The 16,651-nt window shown below is 70.6% G+C and carries 12 protein-coding genes and 1 tRNA gene; 4 read left to right on the forward strand and 9 right to left on the reverse strand.

Features of this window, described 5'->3' with window-relative positions:
• Nucleotides 1-52: 52 nt before the first annotated feature.
• The gene (ppc, locus tag LUX31_RS27665; RefSeq protein WP_235478026.1) at nt 53-2,794 is read left to right on the forward strand and encodes a phosphoenolpyruvate carboxylase; all 2,742 of its coding nucleotides are present in this window, start codon (nt 53-55) and stop codon (nt 2,792-2,794) included.
• A gap of 64 nt (nt 2,795-2,858) precedes the next feature.
• On the opposite strand, the gene LUX31_RS27670 is transcribed toward ppc, so the two are convergent.
• The 7 genes from LUX31_RS27670 to LUX31_RS27700 all read right to left on the reverse strand — a co-directional run bounded on the left by LUX31_RS27670 (nt 2,859) and on the right by LUX31_RS27700 (nt 8,536).
• Nucleotides 2,859-3,350, reverse strand: a complete 492-nt coding sequence (locus tag LUX31_RS27670) for a hypothetical protein (protein ID WP_235478027.1) — start codon at nt 3,348-3,350, stop codon at nt 2,859-2,861.
• 65 nt (nt 3,351-3,415) lie between these two features.
• Nucleotides 3,416-4,018, reverse strand: a complete 603-nt coding sequence (gene pth, locus LUX31_RS27675) for an aminoacyl-tRNA hydrolase (protein ID WP_235478028.1) — start codon at nt 4,016-4,018, stop codon at nt 3,416-3,418.
• Between the two features lie 115 nt (nt 4,019-4,133).
• Nucleotides 4,134-4,721, reverse strand: coding sequence for a 50S ribosomal protein L25/general stress protein Ctc (locus LUX31_RS27680; RefSeq protein ID WP_235478029.1), 588 nt, complete (start codon nt 4,719-4,721; stop codon nt 4,134-4,136).
• A 199-nt stretch (nt 4,722-4,920) separates the two neighbouring features.
• On the reverse strand, nt 4,921-5,904 hold the full coding sequence (locus tag LUX31_RS27685; RefSeq protein WP_235478030.1) for a ribose-phosphate diphosphokinase: 984 nt from the start codon (nt 5,902-5,904) through the stop codon (nt 4,921-4,923).
• Between the two features lie 119 nt (nt 5,905-6,023).
• Nucleotides 6,024-7,472 carry a bifunctional UDP-N-acetylglucosamine diphosphorylase/glucosamine-1-phosphate N-acetyltransferase GlmU gene (glmU, locus tag LUX31_RS27690; protein ID WP_235478031.1) on the reverse strand — a complete coding sequence of 483 codons (1,449 nt, stop codon included), beginning with the start codon at nt 7,470-7,472 and terminating at the stop codon, nt 6,024-6,026.
• Nucleotides 7,473-7,587: 115 nt separating this feature from the next.
• A tRNA-Gln gene (locus LUX31_RS27695) sits at nt 7,588-7,662 on the reverse strand.
• Nucleotides 7,663-7,675: 13 nt separating this feature from the next.
• Nucleotides 7,676-8,536 (reverse strand): hypothetical protein, encoded by an 861-nt coding sequence (locus LUX31_RS27700; protein ID WP_235478032.1) that lies wholly within the window; start codon nt 8,534-8,536, stop codon nt 7,676-7,678.
• Between the two features lie 178 nt (nt 8,537-8,714).
• On the opposite strand from LUX31_RS27700, the gene LUX31_RS27705 reads away from it, so the two are divergent.
• The gene (locus tag LUX31_RS27705; protein ID WP_235478033.1) at nt 8,715-10,028 is read left to right on the forward strand and encodes a sensor histidine kinase; all 1,314 of its coding nucleotides are present in this window, start codon (nt 8,715-8,717) and stop codon (nt 10,026-10,028) included.
• Nucleotides 10,029-10,153: 125 nt separating this feature from the next.
• On the opposite strand, the gene LUX31_RS27710 is transcribed toward LUX31_RS27705, so the two are convergent.
• Nucleotides 10,154-10,687, reverse strand: coding sequence for an SUKH-3 domain-containing protein (locus LUX31_RS27710; protein WP_235480082.1), 534 nt, complete (start codon nt 10,685-10,687; stop codon nt 10,154-10,156).
• An 80-nt stretch (nt 10,688-10,767) separates the two neighbouring features.
• A complete protein-coding gene (locus LUX31_RS27715; RefSeq protein WP_235478034.1) occupies nt 10,768-11,364 on the reverse strand; it encodes a YwqJ-related putative deaminase in 597 nt (198 codons plus the stop codon).
• Nucleotides 11,365-11,719: 355 nt separating this feature from the next.
• Between LUX31_RS27715 and LUX31_RS27720 the strand changes: the two genes are divergently transcribed.
• Both LUX31_RS27720 and LUX31_RS27725 read left to right on the forward strand, forming a co-directional pair.
• Nucleotides 11,720-12,763 (forward strand): SMI1/KNR4 family protein, encoded by a 1,044-nt coding sequence (locus tag LUX31_RS27720; RefSeq protein WP_235478035.1) that lies wholly within the window; start codon nt 11,720-11,722, stop codon nt 12,761-12,763.
• A gap of 3 nt (nt 12,764-12,766) precedes the next feature.
• Nucleotides 12,767-16,567 carry an SUKH-4 family immunity protein gene (locus LUX31_RS27725; RefSeq protein WP_443046006.1) on the forward strand — a complete coding sequence of 1,267 codons (3,801 nt, stop codon included), beginning with the start codon at nt 12,767-12,769 and terminating at the stop codon, nt 16,565-16,567.
• The last annotated feature ends 84 nt before the right edge of the window (nt 16,568-16,651 follow it).

Here is a 16,651-nt window from a genome sequence, read left to right on the forward strand (position 1 = left end):
GATGTTCCGCCCCTATGCCCGCCGAGCCTCCACACTGCAAGGAGCCGCACCTGTGAGCAGTGCCGACGACCATGGCCAGGCCACTACAACGACCAGCAACGAACTACGCGCCGACATCCGGCGCCTGGGCGACCTGCTCGGCGAGACCCTCGTCCGGCAAGAGGGCCCTGAGCTGCTGGAACTCGTGGAGAAGGTCCGCCGTCTGACCCGCGAGGACGGCGAGGCGGCCGCCGAGCTGCTGCGCGGCACCGAGCTGGAGACCGCCGCCAAGCTCGTCCGCGCCTTCTCCACCTACTTCCACCTCGCGAACGTCACCGAGCAGGTCCACCGAGGCCGCGAACTGCGCGCCAAGCGCGCCGCCGAGGGCGGCCTCCTCGCCCGCACGGCCGACCGCCTCAAGGACGCCGACCCCGACCACCTGCGCGCAACGGTCAAGAACCTCAACGTTCGCCCAGTTTTCACGGCTCACCCGACGGAGGCGGCCAGGCGCTCCGTCCTCAACAAGCTGCGCCGTATCGCCGCCCTCCTGGAGACCCCCGTCATCGAGGCGGACCGCCGCCGCTACGACACCCGTCTGGCCGAGAACATCGACCTGGTATGGCAGACGGACGAACTGCGCGTCGTACGCCCCGAGCCCGCGGACGAGGCCCGCAACGCCATCTACTACCTCGACGAACTCCACGCGGGCGCCGTCGGGGACGTCCTCGAAGACCTCACCGCCGAACTCGAACGCGTCGGGGTCAAGCTCCCCGACGACACCCGCCCCCTCACCTTCGGCACCTGGATCGGCGGCGACCGCGACGGCAACCCCAACGTGACCCCGCAGGTCACCTGGGACGTCCTGATCCTCCAGCACGAACACGGCATCAACGACGCGCTCGAACTGATCGACGAACTGCGCGGCTTCCTCTCCAACTCCATCCGCTACACCGGAGCCACCGAGGAACTCCTGGAGTCCCTCCGCGCCGACATCGAACTGCTGCCCGAGATCAGCCCCCGCTACAAGCGCCTCAACTCCGAGGAGCCCTACCGCCTCAAGGCCACCTGCATCCGCCAGAAGCTCGAGAACACCAAGCAGCGCCTGGCCAAGGACACCCCGCACCAGCCCGGCCGCGACTACCTCGGCACCGGCCAGCTCCTCGCGGACCTCACCCTCATCCAGACCTCCCTGCGCGAACACCGCGGCGGCCTCTTCGCCGACGGCCGCATGGACCGTACGATCCGCACGCTCGCCGCCTTCGGCCTCCAGCTCGCGACCATGGACGTACGGGAACACGCCGACGCCCACCACCACGCCCTCGGCCAGCTCTTCGACCGCCTCGGCGAGGAGTCCTGGCGGTATGAGGACATGCCCCGCGAGTACCGCAACAAGCTCCTCGCGAAGGAACTGCGGTCGCGCCGACCCCTCGCGCCCACCCCGGCGCCCCTCGACGCGGCCGGCGCCAAGACGCTCGGCGTGTTCGAGACCGTCAAGAAGGCCCTCGCCGTCTTCGGGCCCGAGGTCATCGAGTCGTACATCATCTCGATGTGCCAGGGCTCCGACGACGTCTTCGCGGCTGCCGTCCTCGCCCGCGAGGCCGGTCTGATCGACCTGCACGGCGGCTGGGCCAAGATCGGCATCGTGCCGCTCCTGGAGACCACCGACGAGCTGAAGGCCGCCGACACGATCCTGGAGGACATGCTCTCCGACCCGTCGTACCGGCGGCTGGTAGCGCTCCGGGGCGATGTCCAGGAGGTCATGCTCGGGTACTCGGACTCCTCCAAGTTCGGTGGCATCACCACCTCGCAGTGGGAGATCCACCGCGCTCAGCGCCGCCTGCGTGACGTGGCGCACCGCTACGGCGTACGGCTGCGGCTCTTCCACGGCCGCGGCGGCACCGTCGGCCGAGGCGGCGGCCCCTCGCACGACGCGATCCTCGCCCAGCCCTGGGGCACCCTGGAGGGCGAGATCAAGGTCACCGAGCAGGGCGAGGTCATCTCCGACAAGTACCTGGTCCCCTCGCTGGCCCGCGAGAACCTCGAACTGACGGTCGCCGCCACCCTCCAGGCCTCCGCCCTGCACACCTCCCCGCGCCAGTCCGACGAGTCCCTCGCCCGCTGGGACGCGGCCATGGACGTGGTGTCCGACGCCGCCCACGCCGCCTACCGCAGGCTGGTCGAGGACCCGCACCTGCCGACGTACTTCCTCGCCTCCACGCCGGTGGACCAGCTCGCCGATCTCCACCTGGGCTCGCGGCCCTCCCGCCGCCCCGGCTCGGGCGTCTCGCTGGACGGACTGCGCGCCATCCCGTGGGTGTTCGGCTGGACCCAGTCACGGCAGATCGTGCCGGGCTGGTTCGGCGTCGGGTCGGGCCTGAAGGCGCTGCGTGAAGCCGGCCTCGACACCGTGCTCGACGAGATGCACGAGCAGTGGCACTTCTTCCGCAACTTCATCTCCAACGTCGAGATGACCCTCGCGAAGACCGACCTGCGCATCGCCCAGCACTACGTCGACACCCTCGTCCCCGAGAACCTCAAGCACGTGTTCGACGTCATCCGCGCCGAACACGAACTGACGGTCCGCGAGGTCCTCCGCGTCACCGGCGAGAGCAAGCTCCTGGAGGCCAACCCGGTCCTCCAGCAGACCTTCACCATCCGCGACGCCTACCTGGACCCGATCTCCTACCTCCAGGTGACCCTGCTCAAGCGCCAGCGCGACGCGGCGGCAGCGGGCGCCGAGCCCGACCCGCTCCTCGCCCGCGCCCTGCTCCTCACGGTCAACGGAGTGGCGGCGGGACTGCGCAACACCGGCTGAGCCGGACGGACAGAGACGGCTGAGGGTGCCCCCGTACATGCGTACGAGGGCACCCTCATGTCCTCTACAACGCCACCCACGCCGCCGTCACCAGCGCGAAACCGGTCCCCGCCAGCGCCCAGCCCGTCCGCGGCAGCCCCAGACCGCCCGCCACCACGACCGACGCCAGCAGCAGCGCGCCACCCAACGGCACCCAGGCGTACAGGAAACCGGCCGGACCGGACCGTACGACATCACGGCTGCCGGGCTTCACGACCACGGTGTACGTCTCGCCCGCGCCGACCCCGACCGTCTGGTCCAGGACCACCTCGCCCCGCGCCTCGGACCCCACCGACACCGGCCGGTACGACCCCGTACAGACGCCGTCCTCGCACTCCGCCACGGTCATCGTGCCCTGCTCACGGCCCTTGGCGAGCATCACGTGCTGGGCCGTCCCCCAGGACGCCCAGACGCCCGCGATCAGGATCAGCGCGGCGACCGTACCCATCGCCGCGAGCTGTCCGAACCGGAGGGCGGCGACCGAGGCCTGGCGGGAAGAAGTGGCTGTGGCAGGCATGGCGGGGATCATTGGCCATGCCTCGACGAAGAGTCAACCTCGGGCGGCCCGGACGACCGGACAAGTCAGGAGTTGTACGTGCTTTGCGCCCGTTCAAGACCCTCGATCACCAGACACTCCACGGCATCCGCGGCCCGGTCCACGAAGTAGTCCAGCTCCTTGCGCTCCGCGGCGGAGAAGTCCTTCAGCACGAAGTCGGCGACCGGCATCCGGCCCGGCGGGCGCCCGATCCCGAACCGCACCCGGTGGTACTCGGCGGAGAAGGCCTTCGTCATCGACTTCAGCCCGTTGTGCCCGTTGTCCCCGCCGGCGAACTTCAGCCGCAGGGTGCCGTAGTCGATGTCCAACTCGTCGTGGATCGCGACGACATTGGCGACGGGCACCTTGTAGAAGTCCTTCAGCGCGTTCACCGGCCCGCCCGACAGATTCATGTACGACATCGGCTTTGCCAGGATCACCCGGCGGTTCAACGGCCCCGGCGGCCCGATCCGCCCCTCCACGACCTGCGCCTGCGCCTTCCCGGCCCGCTTGAACTTCCCGCCGATCCGCCCGGCCAGCAGATCGGCCACCATGAAGCCGACGTTGTGGCGGTTGGCCGCGTACTCCGGCCCGGGGTTGCCGAGACCGACGACCAGCCAGGGGGCGGACGCATCCGTCGTCACGTTCATCTCTCCCTCTTGATACGCGTCCTTGATACGAGTGCTTGATACGAGTCCTTGATACGCGCGTCGGCCGCCGCTCCGGTACGGAAGCGGCGGCCGACGAACTCTACCGAGCTGAGGATCAGCCCTCGGTGCTCTCGGCGGCCTCGGACTCGGCGGGAGCCTCCTCCGCCTGCGCGGCGAGGACCTGGAGGACGACCGCGTCCTCGTCGATCACCAGCGTGGTCCCGGCGGGCAGCGGGATGTCCTTGGCGAGGATGGAGGCACCGGCCTCCAGGCCCGCGATGGACACCGTGACGGACTCGGGGATGTGAGTCGCCTCGGCCTCGACCGTCAGCGTGCTCAGCACGTGCTCAAGCAGGTACGCACCCGGGGCAAGCTCGCCCTCGGTGTGGACGTAGACCTCGACGGTGACCTTCTCGCCGCGCTTCACGGTGAGCAGGTCGACGTGCTCCAGGAAGCCCTTCAGCGGGTCACGCTGCACGGCCTTCGGGATCGCCAGCTCGGTGCGGCCCTCGATGTCCAGGGTGAGCAGGACGTTCGGGGTACGCAGGGCGAGCGCCAGCTCGTGGCCCGGCAGCGCGATGTGGACGGGGTCGGCACCGTGGCCGTAGACGACCGCAGGCACCTTGGCCTCGCGGCGGATGCGGCGGGCGGCGCCCTTGCCGAACTCGGTGCGGGTCTCGGCGGTGAGCTTTACCTCGGACATGCGTTTCACTCCTCGTACGGGTGAGAGACGGACAGGTCACCCGGCCACGAACGGCCTGCTACGAAGAGCGCGTCGATAACGGACAGCCGTACCAGATGGGTACGGCCTCCCTCGCCGAGCAACTTGGACAGACTACTCGGCAGGGGAGGCCGCAGAAAAATCGATCATGCAGAAGCGTTCTGCCTCCACAGGGGCAGGCTTACTGCTCGTCGAACAGGCTCGTCACCGAACCGTCCTCGAACACCTCACGCACCGCACTCGCGATCGTCGGCGCGATCGACAGCACCTTGATCTTGTCCAGGTCCGCGCTCAGCTCACCCGGCGTCGGCAGCGTGTTCGTGAAGATGAACTCACTCACCCGGGAGTTCTTCAGCCGGTCCGCCGCCGGACCCGACAGCACACCATGCGTCGCCGTCACGATGACGTCTTCGGCACCGTGCGCGAACAACGCGTCCGCCGCGGCGCAGATCGTGCCACCGGTGTCGATCATGTCGTCGACGAGAACGCACACGCGGCCCTTGACCTCACCCACGACCTCGTGGACGGTCACCTGGTTCGCCACGTCCTTGTCGCGCCGCTTGTGCACGATCGCCAGCGGCGCACCCAGACGGTCGCACCAGCGGTCGGCCACGCGCACCCGGCCCGCGTCCGGCGAGACGACCGTCAGCTTGCCCTTGTCCACCTTGTCGCCCACGTAGTCGGCGAGCAGCGGCAGCGCGAAGAGATGATCGACCGGGCCGTCGAAGAAGCCCTGGATCTGGTCCGTGTGCAGGTCGACGGTGAGGATGCGGTCCGCACCCGCCGTCTTCATCATGTCCGCGATCAGACGCGCCGAGATCGGTTCACGTCCGCGGTGCTTCTTGTCCTGCCGCGCGTAACCGTAGAACGGCACGATCACGGTGATGGAACGAGCCGACGCACGCTTCAGCGCGTCGATCATGATCAACTGCTCCATGATCCACTGGTTGATCGGAGCCGTGTGGCTCTGGATCACGAAGCAGTCCGCGCCACGCGCCGATTCCTCGTAACGAACGTAGATCTCACCGTTCGCGAAGTCGAAGGCCTTCGTCGGGACAACCCCGACCCCCAACTGCTGGGCGACCTCCTCGGCAAGCTCGGGGTGGGCGCGGCCGGAGAAGAACATCATCTTCTTCTTCTCGCCGGTCGTCTTGGTCCCGGTCACAGCACTGTCTCCTCAGAGGTGGTGTCTCAGCCGTGATCAGCCCTGACAGGCCTGCTCAGCTGGGGGTGTGCGGGTGTGCACCTATCACGGTAGCCCGAGTCCGACCTACCTGTTTCCGGTCAGCTTCCGTCGCCCTGCTCCCGGGAAGCAGCCTCGGCAGCCTTCGCCGCGGCACTCCCCGGACGCTTACGAGCCACCCAACCCTCGATATTCCGCTGCTGGCCCCGGGCCACGGCCAGCGAACCAGGCGGCACATCCTTCGTGATCACAGAGCCGGCCGCAGTGTACGCACCGTCCCCGACCGTGACAGGCGCCACAAACATGTTGTCGGAACCCGTCTTGCAGTGCGACCCCACGGTGGTGTGATGCTTCGCCTCGCCGTCATAGTTCACGAACACACTCGCGGCACCGATGTTGGTGTACTCCCCGATCGTCGCGTCCCCGACATACGACAGATGCGGCACCTTCGTCCCGTCACCGATCGACGCGTTCTTCGTCTCGACGTACGTCCCGATCTTGGACTTCACCCCGAGGCGCGTCCCGGGCCGCAGGTACGCGTACGGCCCGACGGTGGCTTGGGGGCCCACCTCGGCACTGTCGGCAACGGTGTTGTCCACCCTGGCCCCCGCCCCCACCCGGGTGTCCTTGAGCCGCGAGTTGGGCCCGACCTCGGCACCCTCGGCGAGGTGCGTGGCGCCCTGGAGGAGCGTGTTCGGGTGCACGATCGAGTCCTGCTCGAAGGTGACCGTCACATCGACCCAGGTGCTCGCCGGGTCGATGACACTGACCCCCGCGAGCATGGCCGCGGTCAGCAGCCGGTCGTTGAGAATCCGCCGCGCCTCGGCGAGCTGCACACGGTTGTTGATCCCGGCGATCTCACGATGATCGGCGGCGACGGAGGCCCCAACGCGATGCCCGGCCTCGCGGAGGATGCCGAGTACGTCGGTGAGGTACTCCTCACCCTGAGAGTTGTCCGTCCGCACCTTGCCGAGAGCGTCGGCGAGGAGCTGCCCGTCGAAGGCGAAAACCCCGGAGTTGATCTCACGGATGGCTCGCTGCGAGTCGCTGGCGTCCTTGTGCTCGACGATCGCGGTAACCGCCCCGGACGCCCCGTCCCGCACGATCCGCCCGTACCCGGTCGCGTCGGGCACCTCGGCGGTCAGCACGGTGACGGCGTTGCCGTCGGCGGAGTGGGTGGCGGCGAGGGAGCGGAGAGTGGTTCCGGTGAGGAGGGGGGTGTCGCCACAGACGACCACCACAGTCCCGTCGACGGTCCCGCCAAGCTCTTCGAGTCCCATGCGTACGGCGTGACCGGTGCCGTTCTGCTGTGCCTGGTAGGCGGTACGGATGTTGGCGTCGGTCTCGGTGAGGTGGGCGGTGACTTGTTCGCGGGCGTGCCCCACGACGACGACCAGGTTCTCGGGGTCCAACTCGCGGGCGGCGGCGAGCACATGACCCACCAGCGAACGGCCACAGAGTTCGTGCAGGACCTTGGGTGTGGCCGACTTCATACGGGTGCCCTCACCCGCTGCGAGTACGACGACGGCGGCGGGGCGATTGGCGCTCACGGGGTGTGCCTTTCGGCTGCGGAGGGGGAGGGGCGGACATCCGCAGGATACCGGGGCGTTTCGTGTGGGACATGAGTAAGGGCCCTGACTGAGCTGTCAGGACCCGAACCGAGCATGGCTCCCCCGCCAGGACTCGAACCTGAAATACACCGTCCAAAGCGGAGTGTGTTGCCGATTACACCACGGGGGAATATGGGGGTAGCCTACGCGGTTCGCCGCTCGGCCTCCACCACCATGCCAGACCACCACCCCTCGATGCGGCGGTACAAGTCGGCTCCCTTCAGGACTCTGACGGCCAAGCATCCTCGGTAGGAGTCGCCGACGTTCTTCCGGACCGTCTTGGGGTTGTGCTTCTTGAGGGTCGTCTTGTAGAACGCGGAGCGGTCGGCGCCCACGAGAGCGGCCCAGTACTGCTCGGCTGCGGCCACGTCCGCCGTCTCGTGGATCATGACGCTGTAGCGCAGGCGCTCGCGCTCAATCCCGAGAAGGTTCAGCCAGGCCCCGAAAACCTTGATCATGCCGGGATCGCTGTTGACGAAGATGACGTTCTCTCGACGGGCGTAGGGCTTGTCCTTGCTGCCTTCGGCCCAGTAGAGCGCGACGCCCGTCATGAACAAGTCGCGATCGGACATCTCGCCGATTTCCTGGGATGCCGCCGCCTTGGTCCGCTGCCGTTCCTCGTCCCGCACCGCCAGTTCGTGCTCCCACCGTTTCCGGCCCGCCAGCCTCGCCTGCTCCGCAGGATCCCGTCGTTCCGGCTTCGGCAGATCCCGTACCCACAGCGAGATCGAACTCTTCGAGCACCCCAGTTCCATCTGGATTCGGTCGTACGTCCAGCCCTGGAGGCGGAGTTCCCTTGCCCGGTGCCTCAGGTCGTCCTTCGCGTTCGGGCGCTTCGTCCACTCCGGGGGCGGCTCGCCCTCCAGGAGGCGGTTGAGGATGTCGTTGTTGTGTACGCGCAGTTGGTCGCGGATCTGGCGACGGCTGAGGCCTTCCCGCCGCAGCGCCACCGCCCGCTCCCGCAGTGCCTCGAAATCCGCGTACTTGCCGCATGCATGTTCCATAGGCAAACCCTCGGGGCGGAATCGTCGCTTCCGGGGTCGAACGGTGCGCGATTCAGCAGTTCGAGGGATTCTGGTGGGTTTCGCTTCTGTTCGATTGCGGTGTCGCGGCGCCGTGTGGTGTAGGCCAGTCGTCGAAACTCGCCGGAAAAGCGGGGGTGTGCGCCCGTAGGCTGGACGCATGACCACTACGGGGGAAGACCACGCCGCGGCCTTGACCGGGCCGTGGTGGTGGGCCAGGTGGCGCAGTGCGGTGCTGGACGTGGGGCTCGCGGTGCTGTCCGCCGGGGAGTGTGCGGCGGAGGGGGTGCCGTTCGCGCGGGACGCGGGGATTCCCGTGGCCGCCGGGGCCGTGTTCGGGCTTGTCGCCGGGTCTGTTCTGGTGTTGCGGCGGCGGTGGCCTATTGCTGTTGTGCTGGTCGCCATTGCCATTACGCCCGCTCAGATGGGCTTCCTGATGGGGGTCGTCGGGCTTTACACGCTTGCCGCCAGCGAACTGCCTCGGCGGATCATCGGGGCCTTGGCAGGCATGGCGATGGTCGGGACGCTCATCGTGACGTTCGTGCGGTCGCATCAGGACATGGCCAATGGGAGTTTGAAGATCGGGGACTGGTTCGTTCCCGTCGTTGCCATTACTACTTCGCTGGGCGTGACCGCGCCGCCCTTGCTGCTCGGGCTGTACGTGGGGGCCCGGCGGCGGCTGATGGAGAGTCTTCGGGAGCGGGCCGACAGTCTGGAGCGGGAGCTTCAGTTGCTGGCCGAGCGGGCCGAGGAGCGGGCGGAGTGGGCGCGCAACGAGGAGCGGACGCGTATCGCGCGGGAGATGCACGACGTCGTCGCGCATCGGGTGAGTTTGATGGTCGTGCATGCTGCGGCGCTGCAGGCCGTTGCCCGGAAGGATCCCGAGAAGGCTGTGCGGAATGCCGCCCTGGTGGGGGACATGGGGCGGCAGGCCTTGACCGAGCTGCGGGAGATGCTCGGGGTGCTGCGGTCGGGGGAGGGGTTCGAACGGCGGGTGCAGGGTGTGCCGTTGGCGGCGGTGGGGGTGGCTGCGGCGGTGGCTGCTTCTCGTGCTGCTGAGGGTGGTGACGGTGTGGGGGACGGGCCTTGTCTGGAGGAGTTGGAGGAGTTGATCGGGCAGTCGGCGGCTGCGGGGATGGTCGTGGATCTGTCGGTGGAGGGGGATGTGCGGCTGTATGGCGCGGAGGTGGAGCAGACCGCGTACCGCGTGGTGCAGGAGGCGTTGACGAACGTCCACAAGCACGCGGCCGGTGCGAAGACGCACGTACGGCTTGCTCATCGTGGTGGTGAGATCGCGATGCAGGTGGAGAACGAGCCGCCGCCCGAGCCGGCTTCGGCCTCGTCGGTGGGGTTGCCGTCGGGTGGGAATGGCCTGCTCGGGATGAAGGAGCGGGTCGCCGCGCTGGGCGGTGTTTTCGTGTCCGGGCCGACGGAGGCCGGGGGGTTTCGGGTGTCGGCGGTCATTCCGACGTGAGCGCTCCGCTGGTTGTGCGGTTCTTTCAGCGCGGGCCCGGTGGGGGTTGGTCGCGCAGTTCCCCGCGCCCCTTTCGGGCTCTTTCTGGGCGCGGTTGCGCACCCGACTCGGTCCGAGAGGGGGGCTCAGGGTGCCGTCAGGCGTATCGGTTCCAGGCCGGTGACCAGGGTGGACAGGGCCTGGTCGATGTCGGGGCCGAGGTACCAGTCGCCGGTGTGGTCGAGGGCGTAGACGCGGCCTTCTGTGTCGATGGCGAGGAGGGACTGGGTCTCCTGTTCCTCGCCGAGGGGGCAGACCTCGGTGTCGAGGGCGCGGCCGAGGTCGGCGAGGGTGCGGGCCATGTGGAGGCCGTGCAGGGGGTCCAGGTGCAGGGCGGTGGGGGCGACCTGGCGGCCGGGGCCGGGGGGTGTGATGTGCAGGCCGCCGAATTCGGCCCAGGCCTCGACGGCGGCGGGGAAGACCGCGTGGCGGTGGCCGGCGGGGGAGGTGTGGCCCCGTAGGGCGTCGGCCCAGATCTCCGCCTGCTTTATGTCCCAGCGTCCGGGCTGCCAGCCGGCGGCGCGCAGTGCGGCGTCGACGGGTGTGGGGAAGCGGGACGAGGTTTCCCCTGGCCCGAACGGATGCGGGGGAATGGGGGAGGAGGTGCGGTCGGTGTGCATCTGCCCTTCGATCGTCGAGGTCATGGACCGGCGCGTGGCGCCGTCGTGCAGGTGGGGGGGTGGGGGTGGGGGTGCGGGCGTCAGTCGGTCGGGGCCGACGGGTCGACTATGCGGACGCCGAAGTGGGCGCTGAGTGCTGTGCAGGAGCGGCAGGGCGCGGCGAAGCCGCCGTGGAGGGGGTCGCCGTCCTCGCGGATGTGGCGGGTGGTGAGTTTGGCTTGTTTCAGTGCCCTGCGGGCCTCGCCGTGGGTCATGGGTTTGCGGGCGGCGCGCTTGCTGCGGGCCTCGTCGGCGACGGTGATCTGCCGGGATATGAGGAGCGCCTCGGCGCAGCGGCCGGTGGCGCGGTCGCGCTGGGTGCTGGTGAGGGTGTCGAGGAAGTCCTGGACGAGGGGGTGCAGGGCGGGTGGTTGGTCGCCGCGGGCGGCTGTGCCGGTGAGGGTGGCGCCGCGTACGGAGAGGGCGGCGGCGACGGTCGGGAGTATGCCGTCGCGGCGGTGGCGGAGGGTGGGGACGCGGGGCGTCTCGCTCGCGCTCCAGCCGACGCGTGGGTCGCCGCCGGGTCTGCCGCCCGTGCCGTGCGTTCCGGGCGCGGGTGTTCCCGTGGAACCGTCCGTCGGCCTGCCTGTGGGCCTGCCTGTCTGTGTCCCCGTCTGTGTCGCGTTCATGATCGTCATCCCCTCCGGTGCCTCCCCCGTACATCCCCCCGGCGGACACAGAGTGCCAAATGGCGTGGCTGGTGCGGAAGCTGGGGCGGTGTGACACGCCAGGGCTTCGGCGGACCGTCACGGCAGGGTGACGGCAGGTCACGGAACCGGAGGGCCGGTGGCTGGTGCCGGTGACCGGTGTCGGCGTACCGCATAGGCTGTCGGGCAACCGCGAACCGCGGCCTCGTCCGGGTGGCTGTCCGTACTGATGTGCTGGCGGTCGGGACGGGTGCGGGGGTACGGGATGTGACGTGCACGTGATGTGACAGACGTACGGACCGCACTGATGTGCGGGCCTTACAGAACGCCGCAGGGGGCAACCGCCATGACGACAGGTCGGCTCGGGCAGCGAGCCGTGCCGCCGAACGCGGCCTATGCCGGGCAGGTCGTGCACTTCCCGGACCCGGTACGGGCCACCCGGCACCCGAGAGGGGTACGGGTCGACGAACACGGCTATCCGGACTTCTCGCTCTACGCGCGTGCGGTGGCGGAGATCGCCGAGCCGCCCGAGGGCTTCGGCGTCGACGAACTGCGGCTGACGGACTACGTGTCGGCGAACGCGGCGCTGGCCGCGTCCGGGCACGAGCTGTGGGACACGGTCCCGGCGGTGGCGACGCCGCACGGCTGGACGTGGCACCACGCGCCGGGAGGCCGGCGGCTGGAGTTGGTCCCGGTCGAGGTGAAGGCGCTGCTGCGGCACCACGGCGGCATCGCGACGTCGACGGTCGACCAGCACAAGCGGGGCACGCGTCCGTTGCAGGAGACGCGGCCGGTGCACTTCGCGCTGCCGAAGTCGGCGGTCGCGGTGACCGAGCAGCAGGTGCAGGGCGTCGAGGAGGACCTCGGCTACCGCCTGCCGGGGGCCTACCGCTCGTTCCTGAAGGCGGCGGGCGGCTGCGCGCCGGTGGGCGCCGCGCTCGACGCCGAGCTGGGGCTGCTGGTGGACCAGCCGTTCTTCACGGTGCGGGAAGAGGCCGCGGTGAACGACCTCGTGTACGTCAACAAGTGTCTGCGCGACCACCTGACCAAGGACTACCTGTGCGTCGCCTTCGTGCAGGGCGGTCTGCTGGCCCTGAAGGTGAAGGGTGAGCGGCTCGGTTCGGTGTGGTTCTGCGCGTACGACGACGCGCGGGACGTCGATCCGACGTGGCCGCCGGCCGACCGGGTGCGGCGGCTGCTGCTGCCGTGCGGCGACGACTTCGACCAGTTCCTGTCCCGGCTCGCGGGCAATCCGCCGGAGCTGGAGACGGTGGCGAACCTGATGGTGGACGGCGGCTTCGCGCGCGTCGTGCCTACGGCGAATTCGGGTTCTTCGGGTTCTTCTGCTTCTTCTGCTTCTTCGGGTGACTTCGGTGGGGGAGTGAACTGACCGATGGTGACCTTCGCGCAGGCGCAGGAGCGCGCCGAGGAATGGGTCAACGGGGATGTGCCGTCGTACCAGCACCGGGAGGCGCGGGTACGGGAGTTCGAGCTGGGGTTCGTGGTCTGGGCGGAGGACCGCGCCGAGGGTCCGCGTTCGGACGGGGGCGCCCAGCGGCTGGTACTCGCCCGGGACAGCGGTGAGGCCACGCTGTGGCCCGCTCTGCCGGTGGGCGAGGTGATCCGCCGGTACGAGGAGGAGTACGGCCGTCCGGACGCCGTCGAGGACGCGGTACCGGCGCCTCCGGCGAGGGTCGACCTGAACCAGACGTCGTTCCTGCTGACTCCGCCGGAGTGGTTGCAGGAGGCGGCGGACAAGCTGGGGATTCCGGACCGGCGGGCGGGTACGGGTGCCTCCGGCGGTGACGCGGGTGGGGTGGCGCCCCCGTCGGACGCGGTGCCGCCGGGGGCCACGCCCTGGACGGGGACCGACACGACCAGCGTGGACGCGGGCGAGGACCGTTCCGTACCGCTGCCGGCGACGGTGTTCTCGCCGCCGCTGGGCGACGAGGACCTTCCGCGTGCCCGGGACGCCTTCGACGGGGCGTCGGGGCCGGCGGGGCCTCCGGGGACGGCGGGGGCGTCGGGGCCGGCGGGGGCTTCGGGTCCGGCGTATGGCTACCCGCAGGGGGCGAGTGGGCCCTCGTACGGCTATCCGCAGGGTGCGCCGAACCCTCCGGGGCGTGCACTCGCGCCCAACGCCGGCGACATCGCCGACGCGACGACCAGCAAGGCCCCGCCGCCGCGCGGCGCCCGGGGCGCGGGCACTCCGCCACCGCCGGGCGCACCGGGAACTCCGGGCGCCCGTCCGGGGGGTGTGCCTCCGGCGGCGGGGGCCGGTCCTGCGGGTGGGTATGTGCCTACGCAGTTTGTTTCGGCGCTTGGGTCGGAGGGGGTTGAGGGGGCCGGTGGGTCCGGTGGGTCCGGTGGTGAGGGTTCTGGTGCTGCTGCTGGGGGGTCTGGCGGGTTGAATCCGCCGGGTGCTCCGGGTGCTCCGGGTGCTCCGGGTGCTCCGGGTGCTCCGGGTGCTCCGAATCCGCCCGGTGGTCCCAACTCGCCCGGGGGTGCGCCTTCTGGTGGTGTTCATCAGGCCGCGACGATGTTCTCCGGTCCTGGTCGGCCCGGTGGGCCCGGTGGGGCTCAGCCCTCGGGGGCTCTCGGGGGTGCGGGTGCGGTTCCGCCGCCGGGTGCTCCGGGTGCTCCCGGTACGCCTGGTGGGCCGGGTGCGCCCCAGCCTCCGGGTACGCCTGGGCGGCCCGGTGTGGCCGGGGCTCCGGGTGCGCCGAATCCGCCTGGCGCTCCGTTGCCGCCGGGTGCTCCTGGTGCCCCGAACCGGCCTGGTGCTCCCAACTCGCCCGGGGGTGTGCCTCCTGAGGGCGTTCACCAGGCCGCGACGATGTTCGCCGACCCCAAGCAGGGCGGCGGCGCCAACGCACCCCGTCCGCCGGGCGCCCCTGGCGCTCCGCAGCCTCCGGGTGCCCCCGGCGTGCCCGGTGCGCAAGGCGTACCGCCCGCTCCCGGTGCTCCCGGCGGCTCTGGCGCCCCCGATTCCGTGCATCGCGCCGAGACCATGCTGGCCGGTCCTCCGGTCGGCGCCCCCGGTGTGCCTCCGCCGCCTCAGGCTCCCGGTGCCCCAGGCGCTCCTGGTCAGCCTGGCGGATCCGGCGCTCCGGGCTTCCGTGGGGCTGCGGGCAGTCCTGGCAGTCCTGGTTCCCAGGCGCAGGGTTCGCAGGGCGCCCCGGGTTTCTCTGGGGCTCCGGGAACTGCTGGTGCTCCTGGCGCACCTGATTTCCGTGGGGTTCCTGGCAGTCCTGGTTCCCAGGCGCAGGGTTCGCAGGGCGCCCCGGGTTTCTCTGGGGCTCCGGGAACTGCTGGTGCTCCTGGCGCACCTGATTTCCGTGGGGTTCCTGGCAGTCCTGGTTCCCAGGCGCAGGGTTCGCAGGGCGCCCCGGGTTTCTCTGGGGCTCCGGGAACCGCCGGTACTCCCGGCGCACCTGACTTCCGCGGGGCTCCAGGCACTCCTGGCGCCCCCGGCTCCCAGGGCGCATCGGGATTCCCCGGGGCTCCCGGAACCGCTGGCGCTCCCGGCGCACACGGCTTCCGTGGGGCTCCGGGCACTGCTGGTGCTCCCGGTTCCCCCGGTCCCCAAGACGCCCCGGCCTTCCCCGGGGCTCCAGGAACCCCCGGTGCCCCAGGCGCCCCTGGTTACCCGGGTACTCCAGGCACCCCCGGTTCCCCAGGCGCGCAAAGTGCCCTCGGCTCCCAGGGCACTCCTGGTTTCCCTGGCGTGCCTGGCGCTCAGGGCGCTCCTGGTACCCAGAGTGCCCCCGGTGCCCAGAGCCCTCCCGGTGCTCAGGGCACCCCCGGCGCGCCCCCGAGTTCCCCCCAGTCCCCGGCGCCTCCCGGTGCCGTGCCCCCGCCCCCCGGCGGTCGGTCGGCGCACGGCATGCCCGCACCGGGTGGTCAGCCTGTCGCCGGTATCCCGGCGCCGGGTGGCCAGCCCAACCCCGGCATGCCTGCTCCGGGTGGTCAGCCCGCCCCGGGCACGCCCACCCCCGGTGGCCAGTCCGCCCCCGGTATGCCCGCTCCGGGCGGTCAGCCCAACCCCGGCATGCCCACCCCCGCCGGTCGGCCCGCCCCCGGATTGGCGGCACCCGGAATGGCCCCCCCCGGCCCCGCCGCCCCCGCCCAGTCGGCGCCGGGGATGCACGCCCCCGGTGCGCCCACCCCCGGGTTCCCGCCGCCGCCCGCCCCCTCCTACGGCTACCCCCCGCCGGGTCAGCCCACCGTCGGCCCCGGCTACCAGGCCGTTCTTCGCTACCGCGCCCCCGATGGGTCGGAGCAGCAGTTGATTCGGCGGTCCGCGCCGGGGACGCCGCATCCGGAGTGGCAGATCTTTCATGAGTTGCGGGCGATGAGCGTCCCGCCGGATCAAGTCCTCGAACTTCACACCGAGTTGGAGAGCTGCGAGCTGCCGGGGGCCTACTGTGCGCGCATGATCCGCGAGCAGTGGCCGAACGCCCGGATCACGAGCATCGCCCCCTACGGCACCGACCACGCGAGCCGTCAGCAGGGCATGGCCCAACTCCTCGCGCACCAGGGCGAGTTGCACCAGGTCGCGGACGGACCCGCGCGACCCGGGCCCGTACGCGCGCCCCTCCCGCCCATCCAGCCCGCGCCGCCGATCCCGCCGGAGGCGGTCGCGCAGGAGCTGGCCGGTGCGTTCGGGCCGGGGGTCTTCCGGTTCGACCAGGCCGCGGTGTCGCGGCAGGGCGTGCCGCCGATCGTGGCGCACACCCTGGTCGTCGCCGGGCTGCCCGCCGACATGGGGCCGTTCTTCTGGGCGCAGGCCCAGCCGGGGCGGCCGGTGCCGACGCTTGCCGAGCTGGCGCAGGAGCGCGGGGTGCGGCCGGCGTCGGACGCGGGCTCGTACCTCGTCATGGGCAGCGACTTCGGCAAGGCGATCTGCGTGCAGTACGGCACCGCCAACATCGTCGCCGTGCCTGTGGAGCCGGGGCCGGGCGGCGCACCCGTACCGCCGCAGTTCGTGAACACGGGCCTGCCCGAGTTCGCGCGCTGTCTCGCGCTGCTGGGCCGTATGTGGCGGCTGCGCTACGGCCTGAACCAGGAGCAGGCGGGCCGCTGGACCGTCGACTTCCAGGCCCAACTTGCCTCCCTCGACCCGGCGGCGCTCGGCTCGCCGGAGAGCTGGTGGTCGGTGCTGCTCGAGCAGATGTGGGACGGGTTGCTGTAACTCCAGAGCCGTTCCAGGAAGGGAGGGGGTGGGTGACCGTACGGTCACCCACCCCCTCCCTTCCGCATGCCGAGATACGGACCG

Source organism: Streptomyces sp. GQFP (assembly GCF_021545335.1).
Lineage (GTDB): Bacteria > Actinomycetota > Actinomycetes > Streptomycetales > Streptomycetaceae > Streptomyces.

Bases quoted from the DNA above. Each gene is read 5' to 3' on its own strand.
- LUX31_RS27715 (WP_235478034.1), bottom strand. From the start codon at position 11,364: ATGACGATCATGAACGCGACACAGACGGGGACACAGACAGGCAGGCCC.
- LUX31_RS27680 (WP_235478029.1), bottom strand. From the start codon at position 4,721: ATGTCCGAGGTAAAGCTCACCGCCGAGACCCGCACCGAGTTCGGCAAG.
- LUX31_RS27725 (WP_443046006.1), top strand. From the start codon at position 12,767: ATGGTGACCTTCGCGCAGGCGCAGGAGCGCGCCGAGGAATGGGTCAAC.
- LUX31_RS27710 (WP_235480082.1), bottom strand. From the start codon at position 10,687: ATGCACACCGACCGCACCTCCTCCCCCATTCCCCCGCATCCGTTCGGG.
- LUX31_RS27705 (WP_235478033.1), top strand. From the start codon at position 8,715: ATGACCACTACGGGGGAAGACCACGCCGCGGCCTTGACCGGGCCGTGG.
- LUX31_RS27700 (WP_235478032.1), bottom strand. From the start codon at position 8,536: ATGGAACATGCATGCGGCAAGTACGCGGATTTCGAGGCACTGCGGGAG.
- LUX31_RS27670 (WP_235478027.1), bottom strand. From the start codon at position 3,350: ATGCCTGCCACAGCCACTTCTTCCCGCCAGGCCTCGGTCGCCGCCCTC.
- LUX31_RS27720 (WP_235478035.1), top strand. From the start codon at position 11,720: ATGACGACAGGTCGGCTCGGGCAGCGAGCCGTGCCGCCGAACGCGGCC.
- pth (WP_235478028.1), bottom strand. From the start codon at position 4,018: ATGAACGTGACGACGGATGCGTCCGCCCCCTGGCTGGTCGTCGGTCTC.